The sequence below is a fragment of the Flavobacterium sp. Root186 genome, assembly GCF_001428525.1.
Taxonomy (GTDB): domain Bacteria; phylum Bacteroidota; class Bacteroidia; order Flavobacteriales; family Flavobacteriaceae; genus Flavobacterium.
On the sequence record NZ_LMHW01000017.1, the window covers coordinates 56,659 to 79,977 of the forward strand.

Annotated in this window: 21 protein-coding genes; 12 read left to right on the forward strand and 9 right to left on the reverse strand. The window is 32.2% G+C overall.

Annotation, left to right across the window (positions count from 1 at the left end):
* The first annotated feature begins 146 nt into the window (after nt 1-146).
* Nucleotides 147-3,353 carry a cytochrome c biogenesis protein CcsA gene (gene ccsA / locus ASD98_RS22455; protein ID WP_056209149.1) on the forward strand — a complete coding sequence of 1,069 codons (3,207 nt, stop codon included), beginning with the start codon at nt 147-149 and terminating at the stop codon, nt 3,351-3,353.
* Between the two features lie 100 nt (nt 3,354-3,453).
* On the opposite strand, the gene ASD98_RS22460 is transcribed toward ccsA, so the two are convergent.
* From ASD98_RS22460 to ASD98_RS22475, 4 genes are all read right to left on the reverse strand, one after another.
* Nucleotides 3,454-4,188 (reverse strand): DUF3667 domain-containing protein, encoded by a 735-nt coding sequence (locus tag ASD98_RS22460; protein WP_056209152.1) that lies wholly within the window; start codon nt 4,186-4,188, stop codon nt 3,454-3,456.
* 9 nt (nt 4,189-4,197) lie between these two features.
* Nucleotides 4,198-4,581 carry a DoxX family protein gene (locus ASD98_RS22465; RefSeq protein WP_056209155.1) on the reverse strand — a complete coding sequence of 128 codons (384 nt, stop codon included), beginning with the start codon at nt 4,579-4,581 and terminating at the stop codon, nt 4,198-4,200.
* A gap of 88 nt (nt 4,582-4,669) precedes the next feature.
* The gene (locus tag ASD98_RS22470) at nt 4,670-5,458 is read right to left on the reverse strand and encodes an anti-sigma factor domain-containing protein (RefSeq protein WP_056209159.1); all 789 of its coding nucleotides are present in this window, start codon (nt 5,456-5,458) and stop codon (nt 4,670-4,672) included.
* Complete coding sequence (locus ASD98_RS22475) at nt 5,458-5,988, reverse strand: RNA polymerase sigma factor (RefSeq protein ID WP_053473258.1); 531 nt, start codon at nt 5,986-5,988, stop codon at nt 5,458-5,460. Before ASD98_RS22475 ends, ASD98_RS22470 begins: the two co-directional genes overlap by 1 nt.
* 740 nt (nt 5,989-6,728) lie before the next feature.
* Here ASD98_RS22475 and ASD98_RS22480 point away from each other — a divergent pair.
* A complete protein-coding gene (locus ASD98_RS22480; RefSeq protein WP_056209162.1) occupies nt 6,729-7,316 on the forward strand; it encodes a glutathione peroxidase in 588 nt (195 codons plus the stop codon).
* Nucleotides 7,317-7,486: 170 nt separating this feature from the next.
* Here the strand turns inward: ASD98_RS22480 and ASD98_RS22485 are convergent, their stop codons facing one another.
* Both ASD98_RS22485 and ASD98_RS22490 read right to left on the reverse strand, forming a co-directional pair.
* On the reverse strand, nt 7,487-7,984 hold the full coding sequence (locus ASD98_RS22485; protein WP_056209166.1) for a GNAT family N-acetyltransferase: 498 nt from the start codon (nt 7,982-7,984) through the stop codon (nt 7,487-7,489).
* A gap of 76 nt (nt 7,985-8,060) precedes the next feature.
* The gene (locus ASD98_RS22490; RefSeq protein WP_056209169.1) at nt 8,061-9,236 is read right to left on the reverse strand and encodes a thioredoxin family protein; all 1,176 of its coding nucleotides are present in this window, start codon (nt 9,234-9,236) and stop codon (nt 8,061-8,063) included.
* 176 nt (nt 9,237-9,412) lie between these two features.
* Here ASD98_RS22490 and menD point away from each other — a divergent pair, with 176 nt between their 5' ends.
* The 8 genes from menD (at nt 9,413) to ASD98_RS22530 (ending at nt 18,399) form a co-directional block, all read left to right on the forward strand.
* The gene (gene menD / locus ASD98_RS22495) at nt 9,413-11,077 is read left to right on the forward strand and encodes a 2-succinyl-5-enolpyruvyl-6-hydroxy-3-cyclohexene-1-carboxylic-acid synthase (protein ID WP_056209172.1); all 1,665 of its coding nucleotides are present in this window, start codon (nt 9,413-9,415) and stop codon (nt 11,075-11,077) included.
* Between the two features lie 93 nt (nt 11,078-11,170).
* Nucleotides 11,171-11,512 carry a DUF2853 family protein gene (locus ASD98_RS22500; RefSeq protein WP_056209174.1) on the forward strand — a complete coding sequence of 114 codons (342 nt, stop codon included), beginning with the start codon at nt 11,171-11,173 and terminating at the stop codon, nt 11,510-11,512.
* Between the two features lie 136 nt (nt 11,513-11,648).
* A complete protein-coding gene (locus tag ASD98_RS22505; RefSeq protein ID WP_056209177.1) occupies nt 11,649-12,503 on the forward strand; it encodes a S1 RNA-binding domain-containing protein in 855 nt (284 codons plus the stop codon).
* 789 nt (nt 12,504-13,292) lie between these two features.
* On the forward strand, nt 13,293-14,126 hold the full coding sequence (locus tag ASD98_RS22510) for a 1,4-dihydroxy-2-naphthoyl-CoA synthase (RefSeq protein WP_053473251.1): 834 nt from the start codon (nt 13,293-13,295) through the stop codon (nt 14,124-14,126).
* 92 nt (nt 14,127-14,218) lie between these two features.
* A complete protein-coding gene (menA, locus tag ASD98_RS22515; RefSeq protein WP_056209179.1) occupies nt 14,219-15,181 on the forward strand; it encodes a 1,4-dihydroxy-2-naphthoate octaprenyltransferase in 963 nt (320 codons plus the stop codon).
* 30 nt (nt 15,182-15,211) lie between these two features.
* Complete coding sequence (locus ASD98_RS22520) at nt 15,212-15,889, forward strand: metal-dependent hydrolase (protein WP_056209182.1); 678 nt, start codon at nt 15,212-15,214, stop codon at nt 15,887-15,889.
* A 189-nt stretch (nt 15,890-16,078) separates the two neighbouring features.
* Entirely contained in the window at nt 16,079-17,281 is a 1,203-nt protein-coding gene (locus ASD98_RS22525) for a M48 family metallopeptidase (RefSeq protein WP_056209187.1), read from the forward strand.
* Nucleotides 17,282-17,367: 86 nt separating this feature from the next.
* Nucleotides 17,368-18,399 (forward strand): o-succinylbenzoate synthase, encoded by a 1,032-nt coding sequence (locus tag ASD98_RS22530; protein WP_056209190.1) that lies wholly within the window; start codon nt 17,368-17,370, stop codon nt 18,397-18,399.
* A 90-nt stretch (nt 18,400-18,489) separates the two neighbouring features.
* Here ASD98_RS22530 and ASD98_RS22535 read toward each other — a convergent pair whose 3' ends face one another.
* On the reverse strand, nt 18,490-19,044 hold the full coding sequence (locus ASD98_RS22535) for a hypothetical protein (protein WP_056209192.1): 555 nt from the start codon (nt 19,042-19,044) through the stop codon (nt 18,490-18,492).
* A 17-nt stretch (nt 19,045-19,061) separates the two neighbouring features.
* Nucleotides 19,062-19,982, reverse strand: a complete 921-nt coding sequence (locus tag ASD98_RS22540) for an OmpA family protein (RefSeq protein ID WP_056209195.1) — start codon at nt 19,980-19,982, stop codon at nt 19,062-19,064.
* Between the two features lie 195 nt (nt 19,983-20,177).
* On the opposite strand from ASD98_RS22540, the gene ASD98_RS22545 reads away from it, so the two are divergent.
* Together ASD98_RS22545 and ASD98_RS22550 are read left to right on the forward strand one after the other, a co-directional pair.
* Nucleotides 20,178-20,654: a CYTH domain-containing protein gene (locus tag ASD98_RS22545; protein ID WP_056209198.1), complete on the forward strand. Its 477-nt coding sequence runs from the start codon at nt 20,178-20,180 to the stop codon at nt 20,652-20,654.
* A 3-nt stretch (nt 20,655-20,657) separates the two neighbouring features.
* On the forward strand, nt 20,658-21,626 hold the full coding sequence (locus ASD98_RS22550; RefSeq protein WP_056209203.1) for a YpdA family putative bacillithiol disulfide reductase: 969 nt from the start codon (nt 20,658-20,660) through the stop codon (nt 21,624-21,626).
* 77 nt (nt 21,627-21,703) lie between these two features.
* Here ASD98_RS22550 and ASD98_RS22555 read toward each other — a convergent pair whose 3' ends face one another.
* Nucleotides 21,704-23,278: a YdiU family protein gene (locus ASD98_RS22555; protein WP_056209205.1), complete on the reverse strand. Its 1,575-nt coding sequence runs from the start codon at nt 23,276-23,278 to the stop codon at nt 21,704-21,706.
* Nucleotides 23,279-23,319: the final 41 nt, after the last annotated feature.

The window sequence follows — 23,319 nt, forward strand, 5'->3', positions numbered from 1 at the left end:
AAAAATAAAATAATCCGTTCAATCTGTTTAATCTGTGACCCATAAACCAATCCTATTATTTGGTTTTTATTAACAAATAACATTTACCTCAAATCAACATTTTTAAGTATTTTTGTGCCACTTTTATACAATGTAATTCCTTAAAAATGGATAAAAAAATATTCTCTTTTTTGTTTTCTACACGATTAATGGCAGTTCTTTTTATAACATTCGCAATTGCAATGGGTGTTGGAACTTTTATCGAAAGTAAATACAATACCGATACAGCCAGAATTTTAATTTACAATACCTGGTGGTTTGAAGCGATAATGTTTGTGTTTATGATTAATTTCTTCGGAAATATCAAACGTTATCAATTATTGAAAAAAGAAAAATGGGCTACTTTTTTACTTCACATAGCCTTTGTTTTTATCATTTTAGGAGCTTTTATTACACGATATATCAGTTATGAAGGAATGATGCCAATTCGCGAAGGCGCATCAGAAAATCAGATTTATTCGGATAAAACATTCGTAACCATTTTTGTTGATGGCGAATATAAAGGAGAAATGAAACGAAGAGTTTTCGAAAAAAGCCTTTTACTTTCTCCGGTTACTAATAATGATTTCTCTATTTCAGGAAAATTTGACGAGACTCCGTTTGAAGTTTCGTATTCAAAATATATAATGGGAGCAAAGGAAGTGGTAAAACCGGATCCTAAAGGAACTCTATATCTTAAACTAGTTGAAGCAGGTGCAGGCGGCCGTGAAGAACATTTTCTGAAAGAAGGAGAGGTTCAAAACATTCACAATGTTTTATTTGCCTTAAACAAGCCAACGCAAGGTGCTATTAATATCAATACAACTGGCGAAAAATATACCATTCAGACTCCTTTTGAAGGTGAATTTATGCGAATGGCAGATCAGCTGAAAGGAAAAGTTACTAAAGATAACGTTCAGCCTTTAATGATGCGTTCTTTATATAGTATTGGAGATATTAGAATCGTTTTCCCGGATCCTGCTATGAAAGGAAAAGTAGATTATGAATCAAATAACGATTTCAAAGCAAAATCCCATACTGATGCTTTAGTTTTAAAAGTAAAAGCAGAAGGACAGGAAAAAGAAGTAATGGTGATGGGCTCTAAAGGAAGTGTTGGAGAACCTAAAACGGTAAAAATTGGTAAAATCGAATATTCTATATTTTACGGAAGTAAAGCATATGTTTTACCTTTTAGAATTAAATTGAATGACTTTATCGCAACAAAATACCCAGGAACAGAAAAAAGTTATTCTGCTTTTGAAAGTAAAGTTACCGTTCAGGATTCTACAGAAACTTTTGATGCCGATATTTATATGAATCACGTTTTAGATCACAAAGGATATCGTTTCTTTCAATCCTCTTTTGATCCTGACGAAAAAGGAACGGTTTTATCTGTAAACCACGATTTTTGGGGAACATCTATAACGTATTTAGGATATTTTATGTTGTTCTTTGGTTTAATGGCAATTATGTTTACAAAACATTCTCGTTTTGCTGACTTAAAACGTAAACTGGAAAATGTGAAAAAGAAAAAAGAAAAACTAATTACGATTTTAATTATAATGATTAGTTTGAGTGGTTTTGCACAACAAAATCCTCATGTACATTCGCACGATCATGATCACAATCATACAGCAGACCCAAATGATCACGCTAATCACGTTACCGCTCCGCCAAGTCAAAAACAATTAGATTCATTATTGACGATTTATAAAGCACCGGAAGCGCATGCCGCTAAATTCGGGCGTTTGATTATTCAGGATGCAGGAGGACGTATGAAACCGATTAATACTTTTTCATCTGAATTACTGAGAAAAGTAAGTCATGCTGATACTTACAACGGAATGAACTCTGATCAGGTATTTTTGTCAATGACACAATATGCTCAGGTTTGGATTCAGATTCCGCTTATTTATATTAAATCAGGAAATGATAGTATTCGTAAAATTATTGGGGTTGATAAAGAAGCAAAATTTGCTCCGTTTGTTAACTTCTTTGATCAAAACGGAAACTACAAACTTTCTCCCTATTTAGATGCATCGTATAAAGCAGCAAATCCAAATCAGTTTGAGAAAGATTTTATCGAAACAGATAAAAAAGTAAATTTAATGGAATCTGCTTTAAGCGGTAGTATCCTGAAAATTTTCCCTGTTCCAAACGATCCAAATCACAAATGGGTTTCGTATTTAGAGCGTAACAATAATGGCTTTAAAGGAATGGATTCTACTTATGTAAACCAAATTCTTCCGTTATATTTTAGTGCCTTAAATAATGGTTCTATTTCTAAAAACTGGGATACAGCCGATCAATTAGTCGAAAGTATTAATGGTTTTCAAAAGAAATTTGGAAATAAAGTACGTCCGAGCGAACAAAAAATTGACGCCGAGATTGCTTATAACAAATACGACGTTTTCAAAGTATTACCGTATTGGTATATTACAGCTTCTATTTTAATGTTGATTTTTACGATCGTAAATATCTTTTTCGAGAAGAAATGGCTTCGTATAACCGTAAATGCTTTTCACATAATTATAGGGCTTTTATTTGCACTTCATACATTAGGATTAGTTGCTCGTTGGTACATTTCGGGTCACGCACCTTGGAGTAATGCTTATGAATCGATTGTTTATGTAGCTTGGGCTACCATGTTCTTTGGTTTGGCTTTTGACAGAAAATCAAAACTTACTGTTGCTTCATCAGCATTCGTAACGGCAATGATCTTAATGGCTGCTTACATGAACTGGATCGATCCTGAAATTGCAAATTTACAGCCGGTTCTTAATTCATATTGGTTAATGATTCACGTTGCTGTAATTGTGGCAAGTTACGGACCTTTTGCCTTGGGAATGATTTTAGGTTTCGTAGCCTTGATTTTGATATTCTTTACGAATGAAAGAAATAAAGCTAAAATGAGCCTGAATGTAAAAGAGATTACGTACATCAACGAAATGGCATTAACAATTGGTTTAATTATGCTTACAATAGGTAACTTCCTTGGAGGACAGTGGGCAAACGAAAGCTGGGGACGTTATTGGGGATGGGATCCAAAAGAAACCTGGGCTTTAATTTCGATTATGATTTATGCTTTTGTAATTCACGCTCGTTTTGTTCCGGCTTTACGCGGAAAATGGTTCTTTAACCTGATGAGTATGTTTGCGTTTATCTCAATTTTATTTACTTATTATGGAGTAAACTTCCACTTAGTAGGTTTACATTCTTATGCAAGCGGAGAAGCACATTCTCTAGACTGGATTTATTACAGTATGGGAACAATAGCGGCAATTGGCGTAATAACGTATCCGAGTTATAGAAAATTTTATAAGACCAAAAAGTAATTTTTTTGATATAATAGAAAAAGGTTCAACTTAATTGTTGAACCTTTTTTTATATAGAAAATCTTAAATCTAAATAGTAACTTATACTATCATGATGTTACTATTTTGGTAATTTCCCCATTATAGCAAGAATCAAAATAATTACAATTAAAAAAGTAACCCAAAAAATTGCGTGACTTAATATAGTTAAAAAGAAAGCCTTTGTTTTTGACATCTTGTCGAAAAATTGAATGTTTGTCCAAAATATTAATACGATACCTATTAGATACGTTACGAATGAAAAGTGATCAGCATGATTTGTATTAGTTAAATATAAAAGGATTGGAAATGTCAAAATTTGCACAAAAAGTCTTTGTGAAGCCTTAAAAGTGTTTAATACAAATAATTCGAAAAAATTATAACCCTGCTTTCTAAAAACAACATACGTTCCAACGGTGTAAATTGGAATAGTGGCTATTGTAACCCATGAAAAATGAGTTGCTATCCATTCACTAAAATTACCAAAATCTACCTCTGAATCTGAAGATGACTTAAATATATTGATATGAAAGTAATGACATAAAAAAGCATAAAGGGTTGCCAAAACAGCAACTAAAGACAAAGGCTTAAAATGTCTTATTCTTTTTCCCTCAATAAATTCTCTAATAGAATGACCTGGCCTTGTAAATAATTGTTTTACTGAATAAGGAATTCCATTGTCAAAATGTAATAGTCCATGTTGAATATCGTGCCACAAAAAATGTGCATTTATTTTATGGGTTTCGGCACTTTGACCACAATTATTACAGTAATGACCTGTATAAACCTGATGACAGTTTTTGCAAGTTATTTCCATATCGACACATTATTTAGAATTTAGCTTAAGTCCGTTTGGATACATTATCGCCAATAAAACACAAATTAATAAAAAATTATATTCTACACCATTTCTTCCGCCGCCCACAACAAACCAGCCTTCCTGAAAATGAACCAAAACAATTCCCATGATCAGGATAAAAATCGTTACAAATCCCGCTGGCTTTACATATTTATTTAGCAGTAAAAGTATAGCGGCGACAATATGAGATAATTTAATTGACCAAGCCAAAAAAACACCAAAAGGAGCAAAGCCAATCTGGTTTAGATATAAATTTCCAAAATCATTAATTCCATTATTAAAAATTCCGAAAACCGAATGTGTAAGCAGAATTATTGCTGTAGCAATTCTTAAAAGTAAAGTTGTGTTCATAGTTAGGATAGTTTTGTTTTTGGTTAAATAAAAAAGCACATATTAAAAGTAATTAATATGTGCTTTAAATTTATAAATATTTTAGGTTTTAAACTTTTCCTAAAGTATATAATTGTTCCATTGTAGGCGTTAGGCTTCCGCCGGCCGGCTCTAAAGTAATTCCAAATGCTTCTGCCGAATCTGTCTGGCTTACAGCAAATATTTTTTGCGCATTTCCTTCAAAATTATCCAGTAAACCAATACTTGTTGGCGTTAATACCGGACTTAATTTTAAAGACCAAACCTGATAAACCATTCCTTTTGGCGGTGTTGGTAAACCTGCAGCATCAATATAAGTTGTTTTTGTCTGCTGGTTCCAGTACACTTTTGCAAAAGATGTTGGAGAAACAGCCTGACCGCCAAGCGTTACACCAGTATTTTTAATATCTCTAACAATAGTTAAGTTTTTCTCGGTTTGTTTATTTTGTTGATCTAAAAAAGCATAATTTCTTTCTATTTTATTTTTCTCATTTCCAACTTTAGAGATTGCTTCTTTTGATTTAGTTAATTCTAAAGTTTGGTATCCAAAACCTAACAATAATAAAACTGCCGCTGCCCAGCCCACATATTGTGTCCAGTTTGATGCAGGTTTTAATTCGACAACTTTACCATGTTTAAGTTCTAAACGAGCTTTAATTTTTTCGAAATTTTCAACAGAGTGGAAAGGAGCGAAGCTTGATGACAGAGCCACAATAGCTCTCTCAATCGCAATTATTTCGTCGTCTACGTCTTTGTTGTTCTTTGCCAGTTCGGCTATTTCCAGATTCTCCTTTTCAGTCAATAAACCGTAAACATAAAGTTCTAGAATTCCTGATTCAATATATTCTTGTGCTTCCATTATATTTTTAAATAATTTCTTAAATCGTTAATACAGTTTCTGTTTTGTGTTTTGATAGTTCCCAGTGGCAGTGCCAATTCTTCTGAAGCTTCTTGCTGGGTATATCCTTTAAAGAATAATAAATCAATAATTTCTATACATTTTGGTTTCAGTTTTTTTACGAATTCCTGAATTCCAATTGTATCAATTCTATTAATTAATTTATTACTGTCATCTAACAGATTTACGAAATTATCCGAGGAAAGGTTTTTTTGGCTGTTATTAAAATTTTTAGATCTCAGCTTGTCAATCGAAGTATTCCTGGCTATATTAAGGATCCAGGTGTAAAATCGGCCTTTACTTTCGTTATAAGAATCGATATTTTTCCAGATTTTTACAAAAACTTCCTGCAAAACATCTTCGGCTTCTTCACGATTTTTGATTAAAACATTAATGACTGAAAATAAACTTTTAGAGTACATATCGTACAAATGGGTAAAAGCTCTTTCGTCTTTTTTGTAAATTAAAACTAACAATTCTTCTTGACTCATAGATTTGGATTTAAAGCTTAAACAAAAATTTATTGAACATTATTTTTATACCTGAGATAAAGATAGTTCATTTTTTTGTGAAAAATAATATTTTTTTTTAGTAGTCCAAACCTTAGGAAAATAGGGCTTTTCGAAAATATTTAGAAAAAAAGTGCAATTTTTTTTACTTTTTTAAATCCAAAAGTAAACCCTTTACGTATATAACATTATAGATGAAAAAATGAAGAGAGAAAGATTTAGCAATTAATAAGATTGAGTTTTTAAGAGTAAAAAATTATGAGAAGGATAGAAAAATTTAAAATATTGATTGTGGGTTTAACAACTGTTTTGTCGCTGATAAATTTTAGCAATAAAGATTTTAAAAATGAAATCGTTCAAAATGAACTTAATAAAAATATTGAATAGTTGATGTCCTCGGACTTCCAACTGAAAATCAAAACAATAATAGTAATCATGCATGCTAAACGAACTGAAATTTTCCACTATAAACGCCATAGATAATTGAATTAGTGCGATTAAGATTAAAAGATTTTCATTCTAACCGGGGCATCAACTATAATTTTAAAAATATAAAAGAGACAAATAATTAATTCATGGTTTGATTTGTTTGTATGGGGGGAAGCCCGGCGTCTGATTAACGCCGGGCTTCATTTTTTATTTAACTTATAATTAATAAAAATAAAAGCGGTAAAAAATATTCAGCAATACAGATTTTAATTAATTTTATAAAAAAATATAAAATGAAAAAAATACTATTTATAGCATACAGTACCTTATTTTTTATAAGCGCACAAACTCAGGCTCAAACAAGCACAAATAAATTATCTAAATCAGATAAAGCTATGGCAAAAGAAAACATTTATCAGTTTAAAGTTGAAGATTTATCAGGTAATACTTTTGATTTTGCTTCTTTAAAAGGCAAAAAGGTACTAATCGTAAACACAGCATCAAAATGCGGATTAACTCCTCAATACAAAGATCTTGAAGCTGTTTATAAACAATACAAAGACAAAGAGTTTGTAATTGTTGGTTTCCCGGCAAACAATTTTGCATCTCAGGAACCTGGAACAAACAAAGAAATTGAAACTTTCTGCCAGCAAAATTATGGTGTAACTTTCCCAATGATGGATAAAGTTTCTGTAAAAGGTGACGATATGTGTGAGGTTTATAAATTCTTAACTCAAAAATCTAAAAATGGATTACAGGATTCTGAAGTAGAATGGAATTTTCAAAAATACTTAATCAACGAAAGAGGAGAATTGGTAAAAGTAATTAAACCAAAAACTTTAGTTACAGATCCAGAAGTTATTAATTGGATCAAGAGTTAATTTAGAACTTTCTAGACAAAAAATCCACAAATTTGATAAATTCAAATTTGTGGATTTTTTTTGAGGTTCAAAGTGACAAATTGCAAAGGGACAGAGGTTTTATCTCGAAATAGAAAAAACGTGCTAATCCGTGTCTTCGCAATAGAAAATCCGTAAAATTCGTGTACCAATTACTTCAATATTAACTGCATAAAAACCAAATCCAGCCAATGATCAAATTTATATCCAACTTCGCGGATTGTTCCTGACACCACAAATCCAAATTTTTCATGAAAAGCTATACTTCCGGCATTGTCAGCATCGATAGCGCCAATCATAACATGAAAACCTTGCTCTTTGGCCAAACGAATTAATTCTGTTAATAATTTAGATCCAATTCCCTTTCCAATAACATTATCAACCACATAAACAGAATGCTCAACGGTATATTGATACCCAATTTTTTCACGAAACTGACCATAACTTCCAAAGCCAACAACTTCTCCCTCTAAATCTGCTACTACAATAGGAAGGTTTTTAGCTTTTTTATCCTCAAACCATTTTGTTTGTATTTCAAGAGTTTGGACATCATAACTATAATTTGCCGTTGTATGCAGGATAGAATGATTTACAATTTCAAGTATTTTTTCTAAATCGTTTGTGGTTGCAGGTCTAAGAATAAGGCTCATGGTTTTAATCTTTTAAAATTTCACGTCACAAAGAAATCCGTGTTAATTCGTGAAATTTGTGTTTATTATTTTAAGTTTATTTAGAATTTAATTCAGTTAGTAAAGTATCAATATCTTTCGTGTTCCAGCCCATTTCCTTACCAATTGCTTTGGCATCTTTAGCGTATTTCAATGCCTGTTTTTTGTCTTTTATTTTATTATAAAGCCGGGCGACGAGTAAATTTCCATCATAAGAATCAGTTAGTTCTAAAGAATGTTTTACCCATATAATTGATTTTTTCAAACTTTCGGTATCATTAATATGTTTTAAATACGTCTGCCCGATATCTTTTAAGAAACTAGCGTCATTCCAAACTAATTTCTCAGTGTCTTCCAAAGTTACTTTTTTGTAGAAATTCCACTTTTCAGTACGTTCAGCCAGCGTTAAATCGAATTTAAAAACAAGAGAGTCCGTTTTTTGCAATCGAATTGATTTTGCAACTTCTCTTTGTTTGTAATAATTTATAGTATCGAGATTGTCAACAAGCGGGCGAAGTAATTCGTTTACAATACTTTCAACTTTACGGTCTACGCGATTTTGCGAAGCCACAGCGGCAAATTCTTTTTGATGTTTTAAAACATATTGAAATTCTCTGGAATTAATATCAGTAACACCATTTGCAATTACACGCCAATTGATTTCACTAACCAATTGAGAATCTGATTGTGTTTGAAGGTAAATATGTGTTGGAATCGATAATTGGGTTCTGTCTTTTCCTTTTTTCAGCGTATTCAAATAAGTAAAGAACTTTGTAGCATTACTTGGATCTGCCAAAAAATCTTTTTCTAAATAAGGCAACTGTAATTTAGGATTTAAAGCATAATTAGCTTCTGCCAAAAATTCTTCTTTTTTCATTTCGCCTTTTAAAGCATATAAAAGAGTTTCATGAGCATCTACAAACAAAAATGACGGAAGTGAAGTAGTTTTAAATTTATTTTTGAGTGAGGTTCCTTCTTCCTTTTCAATGTTTTTCCAAACACATATATAATTTTTATTCAAAAAGTCCATCACATTTTGATCACTGAAAACTTCTTTTTTCATTTGGTTACAATGCGGACACCAATCTGCATACAACATTACAAAAACTGGTTTGCCTTGTGTTTTAGCATTTTCTAAAGCCGTTTTGTACGTTATTCCGTCAACAGCAAATTGATTTTGAGATTTTACGGTTTGCAGCGAAACGAAAAGAAAAAGTAAATATAAAAAACGCATAAAGGGTTAATTTTAATAAAGAAATTCTGTTTTACAAATATATTCTCTTTTTATAAAATCAGTCTTAATATCTTCCTAATATATAAGTTAAATCAAGCGCGAAGTTTGTAACTTTGTATTCGTAAAAGAAAATTTTAAACAATCTATTTTCTTTAAAAAATTATACACCATTTAGAATGATTTACCCCAAAATAGCGCTTGCACAAAGCATTATAGAGATTTGTTCAGCAAAAGGAATTCATAATATTATAATTTCTCCAGGTTCGCGAAATGCACCTTTGACGATTGGTTTCGCACAAAATCCAAATTTTAAATGTTACAGTATTGCCGATGAGCGCTGTGCCGCATTCTTTGCTTTAGGAATCGCGATGCAGACTAAAAAACCAACAGCAGTTGTTTGTACGTCAGGATCGGCATTATTGAATTATTACCCGGCTGTAGCCGAAGCCTTTTACAGTCAGATTCCGCTAATTGTAATTTCTGCAGATCGTCCGCAGAGTAAAATCGATATAGGCGACGGGCAAACCATTCGTCAGGAAAATGTATACTTAAATCATTCCGTTTTTAATGCCAATTTAACCGAAGACGCTTCGGTAGAAAATGATTTAAAAATCAATAAAGCCATAGAAACAGCAATTCTTCAAAAAGGCCCGGTCCATATTAATGCACCATTTGAAGAACCATTATACGAAACGGTTTCAGAACTTTCTGTTGAGCCAAAAATAACAACTCCGGAAGAAGAAATTCCAACCAAAATTATTGATAACAGCGAAGAAATTGTTTCTATTTGGAATTCGGCCAAAAGAAAATTAATTCTTATTGGAGGAATAAACGAATCTAATTCTATAGATCAGGAAATTTTAGAAAATTTAGGGAATGATCCATCGATTGTTGTACTTACAGAAACTACTTCAAACTTGCATCATCCGAGCTTTATAAATAGTATAGATACTTTAATTACACCATTTGACGATTCAGATTTTAAAGAACTTGAAGCTCAAGTTTTAATCACTTTTGGAGGTATGATTGTATCGAAACGAATTAAAGCTTTTTTACGAAAATATAAACCTGCACATCACTGGCATATAGATACTTTACGTGCTTATAATACATTTAATACTTTAAGTAAACATTTTGTGATGGAACCAAATGATTTTTTTAAAGATCTGCTTCCAAAAACAGAATTTACAGCAAGTAATTATTTTAAAAAGATAGATAAAATCTACAGCCTAAGAAATAAAAGGAAAGAAGAATATTTAAAGAAAATTCCATTTTCAGATTTTAAAGTTTTTGAAAAAGTAATCGAATCGCTTCCTAAAAACAGTCACTTACAAATTAGTAATAGTTCAGCAATTCGTTATGCACAATTAATCGAGATTGATCCATCAATTGAAGTATTTTGCAACAGAGGAACAAGCGGTATTGACGGAAGCACTTCAACCGCAGTTGGATCAGCCGTTGGAAGCGGAAAACAAACTGTTTTTATTACAGGGGATATCAGCTTTTTATATGACAGTAATGCTTTATGGAACTCCTATATTCCTAAAAACTTCAAAATTATTATAATCAATAATGGAGGAGGAGGAATCTTTAGGATTTTACCTGGCCATGAAGAAAAACCTGTTTTTAATACTTATTTTGAAACCTCACACCAATTAACGGCAGAACATTTGGCGAAAATGTATAATTGCAATTATTTTAAAGCCAATGATTTGACAGAACTAAATGAGAATTTAGAAAAATTGTACAATAACAATGGAGCGCCGGGAATATTAGAAGTATTTACACCAACTGCGGAAAACGATGTTATTTTAAAACAATACTTTAAAGAGCTTGTTTAATATTTTGTAAGTTAAGTAGTGTTAAATATTTGCTTTGAAGTATAATAATATTTAGATTTGGCTATATAATAGTAACCAATATTAAATTTTATTATGAGCAAAAGAGAAGAATTAATTCAGAAGTATGCAGCAGATTTAAAAGACAAATGCGGAGTGACTCCAAATATGGATTTATTGACTAAAGTAACAATTGGCTGTGGACCTTCAATTTATAATGCTGATGCCTCTACAGTAGCGGCAAGTCAAGATTCAGAGATACAAACTGTTAAAAATAATTTTTTGATTAAGAAATTAGGCTTAGCGGATACTCCGGCTTTAGATGAGGCTATTCATGCTGTTTTAGAAAAATACGGAAAATCAAACAAGCACAAATACAGAGCTGTCGTTTATTATCTATTAACAGTACACTTTAAAAAAGAAAGTGTTTATAAATAACAAAAGTAAAAGCGTCAAAATTGGCGCTTTTTTCTTTTTATATGTCTTAATCCAAAACATTTTTCATTTACCATTTCAAACTTCGTACATTTGCACCTTAGAAACTTAGCTGCTTACAGCTTAGAAACTCATAATAATGCTTGAAATAGGAAAATACAATACACTAACTATATTACGTGATACAAAAGTTGGTCTTTTTTTAGGAAATCCTGAAAAAGATCCAGATGGAATTCACGATGTTTTATTACCAAATAAATATGTTCCAAATGAATTTGAAATAGGCGAAGAGCTTGTCGTTTTTGTTTATTTAGATCATGAACAGCGCCCAGTGGCTACTACTCTTGAACCTTATATTTTACTTAATGAGTTTGCGCTTTTAAGAGTAAACTACATCAATAACGTTGGTGCTTTTATGGATTGGGGAATGGAAAAAGATATTCTGGTACCGTTTAAAGAACAGGCGCGCCCAATGGAAAAAGGAAAACGCTACCTTGTTTATCTTTATAAAGATGAAAAAACCAATCGTTTGGTGGCCTCAAGTAAGTTGAACCAATTTTTAAATAACGATCAGCTTACAGTTGAAAAAGGAGAAGAAGTTGATTTGATAGTTTCTCACATTACAGAGTTGGGAATAAATGTAATTATTAACGAACAGCATAAAGGGCTCTTGTATAAAGATGAAGTTTATGACGATTCGATAAGAACCGGCGACAGAATGCGCGGTTATATTAAAACCATTCGTCCTGATAATAAAATTGATGTTGCCTTGCAAATTCAAGGTTATCAGAGTATTGAGCCAAATGCAGAAAAGATTTTAGATGAATTAAGAGCCAATCGTGGCTTTTTGCGCTTAAATGATAATTCGCATCCGGAAGACATTAAAACGGTTTTAAAAATGAGCAAAAAAACTTTTAAAAAAGCTGTTGGAGCTTTATATAAAGAGAAACTCATTGAAATTAAAGAAGATGGGATTTATTTGGTAAAAGAATAAAATTCTAATATTTTAAATTCCAAATTCCCATGCATTACGAATATAGTTGGAATTTGGAATTTTTTATTTTTTGAAATTTCAAAATTATTTATAACAGGAAAGGCTGCTCATTACAAGCAGCCTTTCCCTTTTTATTCTAGTTTTAAAAAAAATTGTAATTAAAAAAAAACAGAAATAAAATAATTCGAATTCATCTTGAAAGTAAGCAGCTTTACGAATTTTAGAAACTTCTTTCGTGATGGTATGTCTTTAAACAATTAATGCGTTTATCTTAAAAGCAAAAATTTAATTTCACGGCTAATCCATTTGGTTTAATAAAATAACTTATAGAAAGTTTTAGTTAGCATTTTTTCCTCTTTTCGTAATCAATTTTATACTAATTACAAAACAATTCTAGCGTTTAACCTTAGGTGTTACTATCTCCTTTTTGAAGTTTTGACAAACGAGTAAATCATTTGCTCATTCCTAACAGGTTTACTATTTAAAACCATAAAAAAATGAGCGACAAATTTTTTAAATTTTCTCAAAAAAATCATTTTTTAGGTTAATAAATCAGTGAAAGAAAATCAATCTTATGTCAACAAAATAATTTGTATCTTGTTGATTTCTAGACTGTAAAATTACTCATTATTTTTTAATACTAATGTTAAAAAGTGTTATTTTTTATACAAGTATACCAATTGTTAACATTGAATGAAAAAATAGCTGTCACTTAAACAAAATTGAATAGGAAAAAATGTAAAAAATGGTTTATTTTTACACTATAATTTTTTAAATAAACAAACAGAAATGGATTGGATTACAGCCAGAGAATTTGAAGATATAACCTATAAAAAATGTAACGGAGTTGCCAGAATTGCTTTTAACAGACCAAATGTTAGAAATGCTTTCAGACCTAAAACAACTTCAGAATTATACCAGGCTTTTTATGATGCACAAGAAGATACTTCAATAGGAGTAGTTTTACTTTCTGCAGAAGGCCCGTCAACTAAAGATGGAGTTTATTCGTTTTGCAGCGGAGGTGATCAAAATGCACGCGGACATCAGGGATATGTTGGAGAAGACGGACAGCATCGTTTAAATATTTTAGAAGTACAGCGTTTAATTCGTTTTATGCCAAAAGTAGTCATTGCAGTTGTTCCAGGCTGGGCTGTTGGAGGCGGACATAGTTTGCACGTAGTTTGCGATATGACACTGGCAAGTAAAGAGCACGCCATTTTTAAACAAACAGATGCTGATGTTACCAGTTTTGACGGTGGTTACGGATCTGCTTATTTAGCTAAAATGGTCGGGCAGAAAAAAGCACGTGAAATTTTCTTTTTAGGAAGAAATTATTCAGCTCAGGAAGCTTTTGAAATGGGAATGGTAAATGCCGTAATTCCACATGATGAATTAGAAGCTACTGCATACGAATGGGCACAAGAAATCCTTCAAAAATCTCCAACTTCTATCAAAATGCTAAAATTTGCCATGAACCTAACAGACGACGGAATGGTTGGCCAGCAGGTTTTTGCAGGCGAAGCAACACGTTTAGCCTACATGACCGAAGAAGCAAAAGAAGGAAGAAATGCCTTTTTAGAAAAGAGAAAACCAAACTTTGGCGAAAATAAATGGCTGCCATAAATTAATAAATTGTTTCAGGTTTCAAGCTTCATATTACACGTTCTGTAAAAACTTGAAATCTGAAACTTTAAACCAAATAAACTAAAAAATAAATGAAACATTGGATTGAAGCAGCCAGACTGCGCACATTGCCTTTATCAGTTTCCGGAATTATAGTTGGAAGTATTTATGCACTTTCAAACCCAACAGAAACGATTAATACGCCAACAGAAGTTTTTAGTTGGAAAATTTTTGGTTTCGCACTTTTAACAACACTTGGTCTTCAGGTACTGTCTAACTTTGCAAATGATTATGGAGACGGGGTAAAAGGTACAGACAATGCAGATCGCGTAGGCCCGCAGCGCGCCATTCAGAGTGGAGCAATTACGCCGCAAGCTATGAAAAAGGCAATAATAATCACTTCATTGCTTACTCTATTATCAGCAATAACCCTTATTTATTTTGCTTTTGGTCAGGATAATTTTGGTTATTCTATCTTTTTTCTTTTACTTGGAATCGCTGCAATTGTTTCGGCAATTCGTTATACAGTAGGGAATTCGGCTTATGGATACAGAGGATTTGGCGATTTATTTGTTTTCATTTTCTTTGGACTTGTCAGCACATTAGGCGTTAACTTTTTATATTCTAAAGAAGTTGATCCGCTTTTAATTCTTCCGGCAGTTTCTATTGGATTATTAAGTGTTGGGGTTTTGAACCTTAACAATATGCGTGATGAAGAATCAGACAGAAAATCCGGAAAAAATACTATCGTAGTACAAATGGGCGGTGCAAAAGCTAAAATTTATCACTTTTCATTGATTATTACCGCTATGTTATTGGTTATAGTTTTTGCTGTTTTAAGCGATTATAATTTCGATCAATATTTGTTTTTATTAGCATATATTCCTTTAACTAAACATTTAATTACCGTTTATAAAAATCAAAACCCTAAGCTTTTAGATCCGGAATTAAAAAAACTGGCGCTAAGCACATTTTTACTTTCTATATTATTGACAGTTTGTATGATTTCGCTGATTTCAGACATCATTGTTAATCTTTTCTTAGGAGGAAGATAATTTAAGTTCAACTTTAAAACTCTTTAAAAAATGAAAATTACATTTTACGGACACGCATCCTTAGGGATCGAAGTAGGAGGAAAACATATTCTTGTTGATCCATTTATTTCTGGAAACCCACAAGCTGCTGCCATCGACATAAATACATTAAAAGCCGACTATATTTTACTGACTCACGCGCATAGTGATCACGTTTTAGATGTAGATACTATTGCAAAAAATACTAATGCTGTAATTGTTTCAAATGCTGAAATTACAAGTTACTACGCAAAAAAAGGTTTTAATGCACATCCAATGAATCACGGCGGAAGCTGGAAATTTGATTTTGGAAGAGTAAAATATGTAAACGCAATTCACTCAAGTTCTTTTCCTGATGGGACTTACGGAGGAAACCCTGGTGGATTTGTAATCGAAGGTGAACACAAAAATATTTACATTGCCGGAGACACAGCACTTACATTTGATATGAAATTGATTCCGCTGCGTACAAAATTAGATTTAGCCATTCTTCCAATCGGAAATAATTTCACGATGGATATTGAAGATGCTATAATCGCTTCTGATTTTGTAGAATGTGACAAAATTCTAGGCTATCATTTTGATACTTTTGGTTACATCGAAATCAACCACGAAGAATCAATTCGTAAATTCTTTGATAAAGGAAAAGATTTGATGCTTTTAAATATTGGAGAATCTATAGAACTATAAGAAAGTTTAAATATTCTCTTTTACAAGAAGATTCAATTATTCGTTATGTTATGTCATTCCGAGGAACGAGGAATCTTCGTTAGTAACTCGACATGCTAAATCATCGTTATGTTAGTTTCTTACGAAGATTCCTCGTTCCTCGGAATGACAAAAATGAGAATAAAATTTAAATAGCAATCATCAAGAAATATGACTTTCAAAAGAATATTTTTAATCCTTTTAATAACTTCAACCTACAGCGTTTTTGCTCAAAAAGACGGTTATTGGGACAAAGAACGTGCAACTACAAAAGAAATTCTGGTTTCTGCAGGCGATAGAATTGTAATAAAAACGGAAGATTTACCAGTAGGAACAACTGAAATTGTGTATAGAATTACACTTTTAGACAAAAATCAGCAAATGGCCAATAGTTTGGTTTCTTTGCTAAAAGCAATTCCAGATCCTTATGGAATAGGTCAGGGATCTGCCGGAGCTGTTTTTTTAATGTCTAAAATTTCTGGAGACGATCAATGTACCTATTCTTTGTTTACCTCAAATGAAAATGCTAAAAAATACGTTAGCGACGGAAAAATAGATTCAGCTTGCTTTTCTCAGTCTGAACCCGTTAGTAAAGACGCAAAAAGAATTTCATTAGACAAAAATTCGTGTTTAAAAGAAAATACAAAAACAATTTGGTTTGGTTTTGAAAGTAAAAATTGGTTTTTAACCCAAAAAATAGTTTTAGAAGTTGTGCCTTGGGTTGATACTAAATTAAACCGCGGCTGGAATCAGGATAATAAAAATGAGATCATCAGTTTATGCAAGACATCAACAATGGCTCAAAAAATGGCCAATTCTGATGATTTTTGTGTCTGCATACTAGATAAAATTATGAAAGAATATCGTTATGCTGAATTTCAAAAATTATTAGCTGTAGAAAAAGCAAAAGTCTACAAAGACTTTGGAAATACCTGTTATAAAGATGCAGATATCTCTAAAAATGTTTATAACGATTTAAGAAATCAGATTGCAACTTTAATAAAACAGCAAAAATACAACGAAGCAATCCAGAAATTAAATATAATTATTAACGACGGAAAAGCAACAGCATTAGACTACAGTTCAATTGGTTATTGCTATATCCTGACAAAACAATATGCAAAAGCATTAAAGTTTTTACAGGAAGGCGAAAAATTAGATAATACGGAGTTATTGGTAAAATTAAATTTAGCACACGTTTATTTAGTAAGCAATAATTACAGTGACGCAAAAGCAATCTATAAAAAATACCAAGATCAAAACGTTACAGACAGCGTAAGCTGGAAAGATAAAACAAAATCCGATTTTGCCCTTTTCGAAAAAGCAGGCTTACCCTCAAAAGACTTTGAAAAAGTTTTAAAAATATTCAATTAAAATTTGGCAGCAGATTACACAGATTAAACGGATTTTATAAATAATCATTAAAATTTGTGTAATCTGTGGCTAAAAATAATATAATCTTGAAAGCTACTTATAAAAAATACTTACTCGAGTTTAAGCGTCCGTCTGGGACGTCTCGCGGTATTATGACCGAAAAAGAAACCTGGTTTATCATGCTTGAAGAAAATGGTAAAAAAGGAATAGGAGAGTGTGGTATACTTCGTGGCTTGAGTGCTGATGATCGCAATGATTATGAAGAAAAACTAAAATGGGCTTGCGAAAATATTGAGTTAGGAGAAAAAACACTCTGGGAATCATTACTTGAATTTCCTTCGATTCAATTTGGGATTGAAATGGCTTTTTTATCACTGAAAAGCGAAAATCCATATTTATTGTTTCCTTCTGATTTTACCAATAATACCCAATCAATTGAAATTAATGGTTTGGTTTGGATGGGCGAACCGGCTTTCATGAAACATCAGATTGAAGAAAAATTAGAAGACGGCTTTAGCTGCATTAAGCTTAAAATTGGAGCAATAGATTTTCAAAAAGAATTAGAATTATTAGCATTTATCCGCAGTCATTTTTCAGCAGAAGAAATAGAAATTCGGGTTGATGCAAATGGAGCTTTTACTTTAGATGAAGCTTTAGATAAACTCAATCAATTAAATAAATTTCAATTACATAGCATTGAACAGCCTATTAAAAAAGGAAATATTGAGGCAATGGCTGATTTATGTAAAATAACTCCTTTTCCAATTGCTTTAGATGAAGAATTGATAGGCCTATTTACATTAGAAGAAAAAGAAAAATTACTGCAGCAAATCAAACCTCAATATATTATTTTGAAACCAAGTTTCATTGGTGGTTTTAGAGGAACCCAGGAATGGATTACATTAGCAGATAAATACAATATTGGCTGGTGGATTACATCTGCACTGGAAAGCAATATTGGATTGAATGCAATCGCACAATGGACATTTCTACAAAATTCAAAAATGCCTCAAGGATTAGGAACCGGAGCACTTTACACCAATAATTTCAACTGTCCGCTAAAAGTTTCAAAAGGTAAATTATGGTATGATATCTCTGAAAAATGGGATTTTTTATAGAGGTAGTTCAAAGGTTCAGAGGAACAAAGGTTTAAAAAACAGATAAGAAACCTTTGCTCCTTTGCAACTCTGAACCTTTGAACCTATATTTTACTCTTTTCCACCAAGTAAATTTTCCTGCCATTCTTTTAGTTCCTGCCATTTGCCCTGATAGGCAAATAAAGCTTGTTTCGCCCATGTACTTGGGTTGTGGATGGCATAATTTTCTCCTCCGGCATCCAGGATTGACTGTAATTTTTCTGTCGAAGTTTCTGAAAGATCACGCCAGGTTTTAATGCCTGCATCGTTAAACAAAGCTTCTATTTTTGGGCCAATTCCTTCAACAATTTTCAAATCGTCTTGTTTTATTTTTTTTCCTAATACATTTGCTGCCAACGCACTATCAAACAAAGCTGATGGAGCCTCCGAAACAAATGATTTAGATGCAGATGCAGAAACTTTGGCATTTGCAGCGGCCAGATCAGCTTCAAGAGACGCTATTTTTGTATTCAAACTTTTCGTATTTGCTTTACAGGCATCAAGATCAGCTTGTAATGATGCGGCTAAAGAATCATCTTCTTTTGAGTTCAATTTTCCTAGTAAGTAACCTAAAATTCCGCAGATTATACCCACTAAAATCGGTATTAAGATACATGGTAAATTCATAATAAGTATATTTTTGATTATTTGATGGTAATTACGGTTCTTCTGTTGCTGGCCTTTCCTTCGGCGGTTGTGTTATCGCCAATTGGTTCATCCGGACCTTTTGATTCAGTTTCAATTCTGGAAGCTTCAATGCCATTTTTGATTAAATAGTTTTTAGAAAAATCTGCTCTTTTTTGCGCCAGATCTATATTTAAATCCCGATTGCCAACATTATCACTATGCCCTACAATTAAGACAGAAGTGTTTTTTACATTTTTTAAGTATTTAGTAATATCAGCCACTTTTTGCTGTTCTTCTTCATTTAAATCAAAGCTTGATTTATTGGTATTAAAATGAAAAATTAACGGATTGGCATTAATTTTTTCTTTTAGTGCAGACCATTCATCTGTAGAAGTTGTATCAGCAGAAGTTATATCAATAGTCGCAAATTCGTATTCAACAGGGCCAATAAGTGTATCTGCATTTGTTTTCCAGCTGTTGATAATTTCTCCTTTTGTATCCAATTGAGAAGAAGCCAAACCTTTTGAAACAAAATAATTTTTGACATCATTTGCTCGTGCTAGTCCAAGATTTTCAAACTTTGTTGTATTAGTTTCGTCAGAAGTAGCATAACCCGTAATGGTAACTTTTTGTTTCGGATTTGAAACTAAAAAAGCTTTAAGTTTTTCAACTCCAATTGAAATTGAATCACTTATTGGCTGAATTAAGACAAAGTTATTTTTTAGAAATTTAAAATTATCATTGGTTTGATATTCAAATCGGGAACCATTTATGATAAAGGGGACAAAATTATCATTCTTCATTACTGTCGAAGGTGTTTTTTTGACAGCAGCATTTGGCTGGGCCGCATCGCAATTGCAGCAAAACTTTATATACAAGATTGTACCTAAAATTATGACCAGAGCGATCCCTAATAGATAAAGTGCTTTTTTAGACATGATTTGATAAATTAAGGTTCTATCAAAATTAGCGAAAATTAAGACACGTAATATGTTAATAATCAATGAAATTGGTTTCATTTTAGACCAAATAAATTAGAACTTGAAATGAATTTTATATCAGGATTTTTAAAAATGAAATTCTACGACTGAATTAAAATGAGTAAATTGCAGTAAAATAAATTAAGACTCAAAATGCTCGAGATAGAAAGAAAGTTTCTTGTGAAATCTGATGATTTTAAAGAACAGGCATTTGCAAAAAATAAAATTGCACAAGGTTATTTAAGTTCAATTGCCGAGAGAACGGTTCGTGTTAGGATTAAAGGTGAAAAAGCGTTTTTAACCATAAAAGGTATTGGTCATCAGGGTGGAATGTCTCGTTTTGAATGGGAAAATCAAATTCCGCTTGACGAAGCAGCCGAACTTTTGAAATTATGTGAAAAAGGCAAAATTGAGAAAACACGTTATGAAATTAAATTCGGAAATCATATTTACGAAGTGGATGAATTTTATGGTGAAAATGAAGGCTTAACAATGGCTGAAATTGAACTGCAGTCTGAAGATGAAAATTTCGAAAAACCAGAATGGCTGGGAGAGGAAGTAACAAATGACGAAAGATATTATAATGCTTATTTGAGCAAAAATCCTTTTAAAAACTGGGGAAAAGAATAATTTATGGCAGACCAATATGATTTAATTATTGTGGGAGGCGGGCCAATAGGCTTGGCTTGTGCGATAGAAGCTCAAAAGAAAAACTTACATTATTTAATAATAGAAAAAGGTGCGATTGTAAATAGTATTTTCAATTATCCATTGTATATGACTTTTTTCTCAACTGCCGAAAGACTTGAAATTGGTGATATTCCATTTAACTGTTTAGCACCTAAACCGGGGCGTCAGGAAGCTTTAGAATATTACCGAAATATTCATCGTTACTTTAATTTCAATATTAATTTATTTGAAAAAGTAACCGAAATTAAAAAAACAGGAAATTCTATTTTCGAAATTTCTACGGATAAAAGTTTATACAAATCTAAAAACATTGTTATTGCAACCGGTTTTTATGATATTCCAATTCAAATGAACATACAAGGTGAGGAATTGCCTAAAGTCCGCCACTATTATAAAGAAGCCCACGAATATGCTTTTAGAAATGTTATTGTTGTTGGTGCTAATAATTCATCTGTTGATGCGGCTTTAGAATGCTGGAGAAAAGGGGCAAACGTAACTATGGTAATTCGTAAAAATGAAATCAATAATCGGGTAAAATATTGGGTAAAACCCGATATCGAAAACCGAATTGCTGAAGGAAGTATCAAAGCTTATTTTGAATCTAATATTACTGAAATCCGTGATAATGAAGTTGAAATTGAGACTCCAAATGGAAAAGTGATAATCGAAAATGACTTTGTTCTGGCTTTAACAGGTTATAAACCAGATTTAAATTTTCTTGAAAATATCGGAATTGAACTTTCAAATGATGAATTGAAAACCCCAACGTATAATCCTGAAACTATGGAAACGAATGTTGAAGGTTTATTCCTGGCAGGCGTCGTCTGCGGCGGAATGCAGACACATAAATGGTTTATCGAAAACTCAAGAATTCACGCAAATATGATTGTGGATTATATTGTTTCGAAATAATTTTTTTTGCCACGAATTTACGAATTGATCTATTCTGCTTTTGGAAAAATATTCGTGAATTCGTGGCTATAAACTTTTTAAGAGCTGCAAGAAAGCATAGAACATCCTACTTTAGATCGTGCCCAATCTGGTCGTTTTGCAAACCATTTTTCGTATTCCGGCTGTTCTTCGTATGGCTTTTGTAATAGTGTATATAATTCGTTTATCAGCGAATAATCTTCTTTATCAGCTGCATCAATAGCTAATTGTGCCATATAATTACGAAGTACGTATTTAGGATTAATTAAGTTCATTTTTTGTGAACGTTCATCATCTGATAATTCTTCAGAATTCAATCTTTCCAAATAGGCAGTAAACCATTTTTTCCAGGCATCTAAAATATCTCCGGAAACTTCTTCGATTTTATAAAATGAGAATTGAATTTTTTCAATCGCTTTTTCAACAGAATCAGATTTTTTAACGGAACTTAAATTTCTAAAAAAGATCGTCATATCGGTTTCTGTCAATTGTAATGTTGCTTCCAGGTTATCTGTTAAATCATTATCAATTTGAGCAGAAGCTGAAATAAATACACCTAATTTGTTTAAAGACATTTCCTTATAATCTAAAATAAAATCATCCATGAATGATTCTAAGATTTTTTCTAACTGCTCCGTTTCATTAATCAAAGGATAAATTGCATTCGCCAATTGATATAAATTCCAGTGTGCAACTTGCGGCTGATTCCCGAATCTGTATCTTTTATTTTGACTGTCTGTAGTATTTGGTGTCCAATTCGGGTCATAGTTTTCAAGCCATCCATAAGGCCCGTAATCAATCGTGATACCGTGAATCGACATATTATCGGTATTCATTACGCCGTGAACAAAACCCACACGCTGCCAATTCAAAATCATTTCGCGTGTTGTATCAGCGACTTTTTTAAAGAACTGTAAATATTGTTCTTTTGGTTCGCCCGTAATTTCAGGAAAATAATGTTTGATATTATATTCTACAAACTGCTTTAAATTTTTAAGCTCATTTCTGGCGGTCAACATTTCAAAACTCCCAAAACGAATAAAAGAAGGCGCAACACGACATACAATCGCACCTTTTTCATAAGCGGGATTTCCGTTGTATAAAACATCACGCAAAACCTGATCTCCAGAAAGAATCAACGAAAGCGATCGGGTAGTAGGAACACCTAAATGGTACATGGCTTCGGCACATAAATATTCTCTTATAGACGAACGTAAAACGGCCAAACCATCGGCGGTTCTTGAATATGGCGTTTTTCCGGCGCCTTTTAATTGAAGGGTGAAAAACTGATTGTTATTTTCTACTTCTGTTAGATTGATAGCGCGGCCGTCGCCCAATTGACCTGCCCAGTTTCCGAATTGGTGTCCGGCATAACACATGGCATAAGGCTGTGTTTCAGAAAGAATTTCTTTTCCTGAAAAAACATTCAAAAATTCCTCAGATTGAATTTCATCTTTTGAGATTCCAATTAATTCAGCCACTTCTTCAGAAGCGTGAATCAATTTTGGATTTGAAGGCTTTGTTGGATTTACATACGAAAATGACGTATTCTTAACTTGACGAATTTCATTTGTTAAGTCTGTATCTGCGGGCAATTCGGCAGTAAATCGATTATTTATTTTTAAGTTTTTCATTTGAGTTTTTATATTTGGCCAACAGATTACACAGGTTAAAC

Bases quoted from the DNA above. Each gene is read 5' to 3' on its own strand.
- ccsA (WP_056209149.1), top strand. From the start codon at position 147: ATGGATAAAAAAATATTCTCTTTTTTGTTTTCTACACGATTAATGGCA.
- ASD98_RS22460 (WP_056209152.1), bottom strand. From the start codon at position 4,188: ATGGAAATAACTTGCAAAAACTGTCATCAGGTTTATACAGGTCATTAC.
- ASD98_RS22465 (WP_056209155.1), bottom strand. From the start codon at position 4,581: ATGAACACAACTTTACTTTTAAGAATTGCTACAGCAATAATTCTGCTT.
- ASD98_RS22470 (WP_056209159.1), bottom strand. From the start codon at position 5,458: ATGGAAGCACAAGAATATATTGAATCAGGAATTCTAGAACTTTATGTT.
- ASD98_RS22475 (WP_053473258.1), bottom strand. From the start codon at position 5,988: ATGAGTCAAGAAGAATTGTTAGTTTTAATTTACAAAAAAGACGAAAGA.
- ASD98_RS22480 (WP_056209162.1), top strand. From the start codon at position 6,729: ATGAAAAAAATACTATTTATAGCATACAGTACCTTATTTTTTATAAGC.
- ASD98_RS22485 (WP_056209166.1), bottom strand. From the start codon at position 7,984: ATGAGCCTTATTCTTAGACCTGCAACCACAAACGATTTAGAAAAAATA.
- ASD98_RS22490 (WP_056209169.1), bottom strand. From the start codon at position 9,236: ATGCGTTTTTTATATTTACTTTTTCTTTTCGTTTCGCTGCAAACCGTA.
- menD (WP_056209172.1), top strand. From the start codon at position 9,413: ATGATTTACCCCAAAATAGCGCTTGCACAAAGCATTATAGAGATTTGT.
- ASD98_RS22500 (WP_056209174.1), top strand. From the start codon at position 11,171: ATGAGCAAAAGAGAAGAATTAATTCAGAAGTATGCAGCAGATTTAAAA.
- ASD98_RS22505 (WP_056209177.1), top strand. From the start codon at position 11,649: ATGCTTGAAATAGGAAAATACAATACACTAACTATATTACGTGATACA.
- ASD98_RS22510 (WP_053473251.1), top strand. From the start codon at position 13,293: ATGGATTGGATTACAGCCAGAGAATTTGAAGATATAACCTATAAAAAA.
- menA (WP_056209179.1), top strand. From the start codon at position 14,219: ATGAAACATTGGATTGAAGCAGCCAGACTGCGCACATTGCCTTTATCA.
- ASD98_RS22520 (WP_056209182.1), top strand. From the start codon at position 15,212: ATGAAAATTACATTTTACGGACACGCATCCTTAGGGATCGAAGTAGGA.
- ASD98_RS22525 (WP_056209187.1), top strand. From the start codon at position 16,079: ATGACTTTCAAAAGAATATTTTTAATCCTTTTAATAACTTCAACCTAC.
- ASD98_RS22535 (WP_056209192.1), bottom strand. From the start codon at position 19,044: ATGAATTTACCATGTATCTTAATACCGATTTTAGTGGGTATAATCTGC.
- ASD98_RS22540 (WP_056209195.1), bottom strand. From the start codon at position 19,982: ATGTCTAAAAAAGCACTTTATCTATTAGGGATCGCTCTGGTCATAATT.
- ASD98_RS22545 (WP_056209198.1), top strand. From the start codon at position 20,178: ATGCTCGAGATAGAAAGAAAGTTTCTTGTGAAATCTGATGATTTTAAA.
- ASD98_RS22550 (WP_056209203.1), top strand. From the start codon at position 20,658: ATGGCAGACCAATATGATTTAATTATTGTGGGAGGCGGGCCAATAGGC.
- ASD98_RS22555 (WP_056209205.1), bottom strand. From the start codon at position 23,278: ATGAAAAACTTAAAAATAAATAATCGATTTACTGCCGAATTGCCCGCA.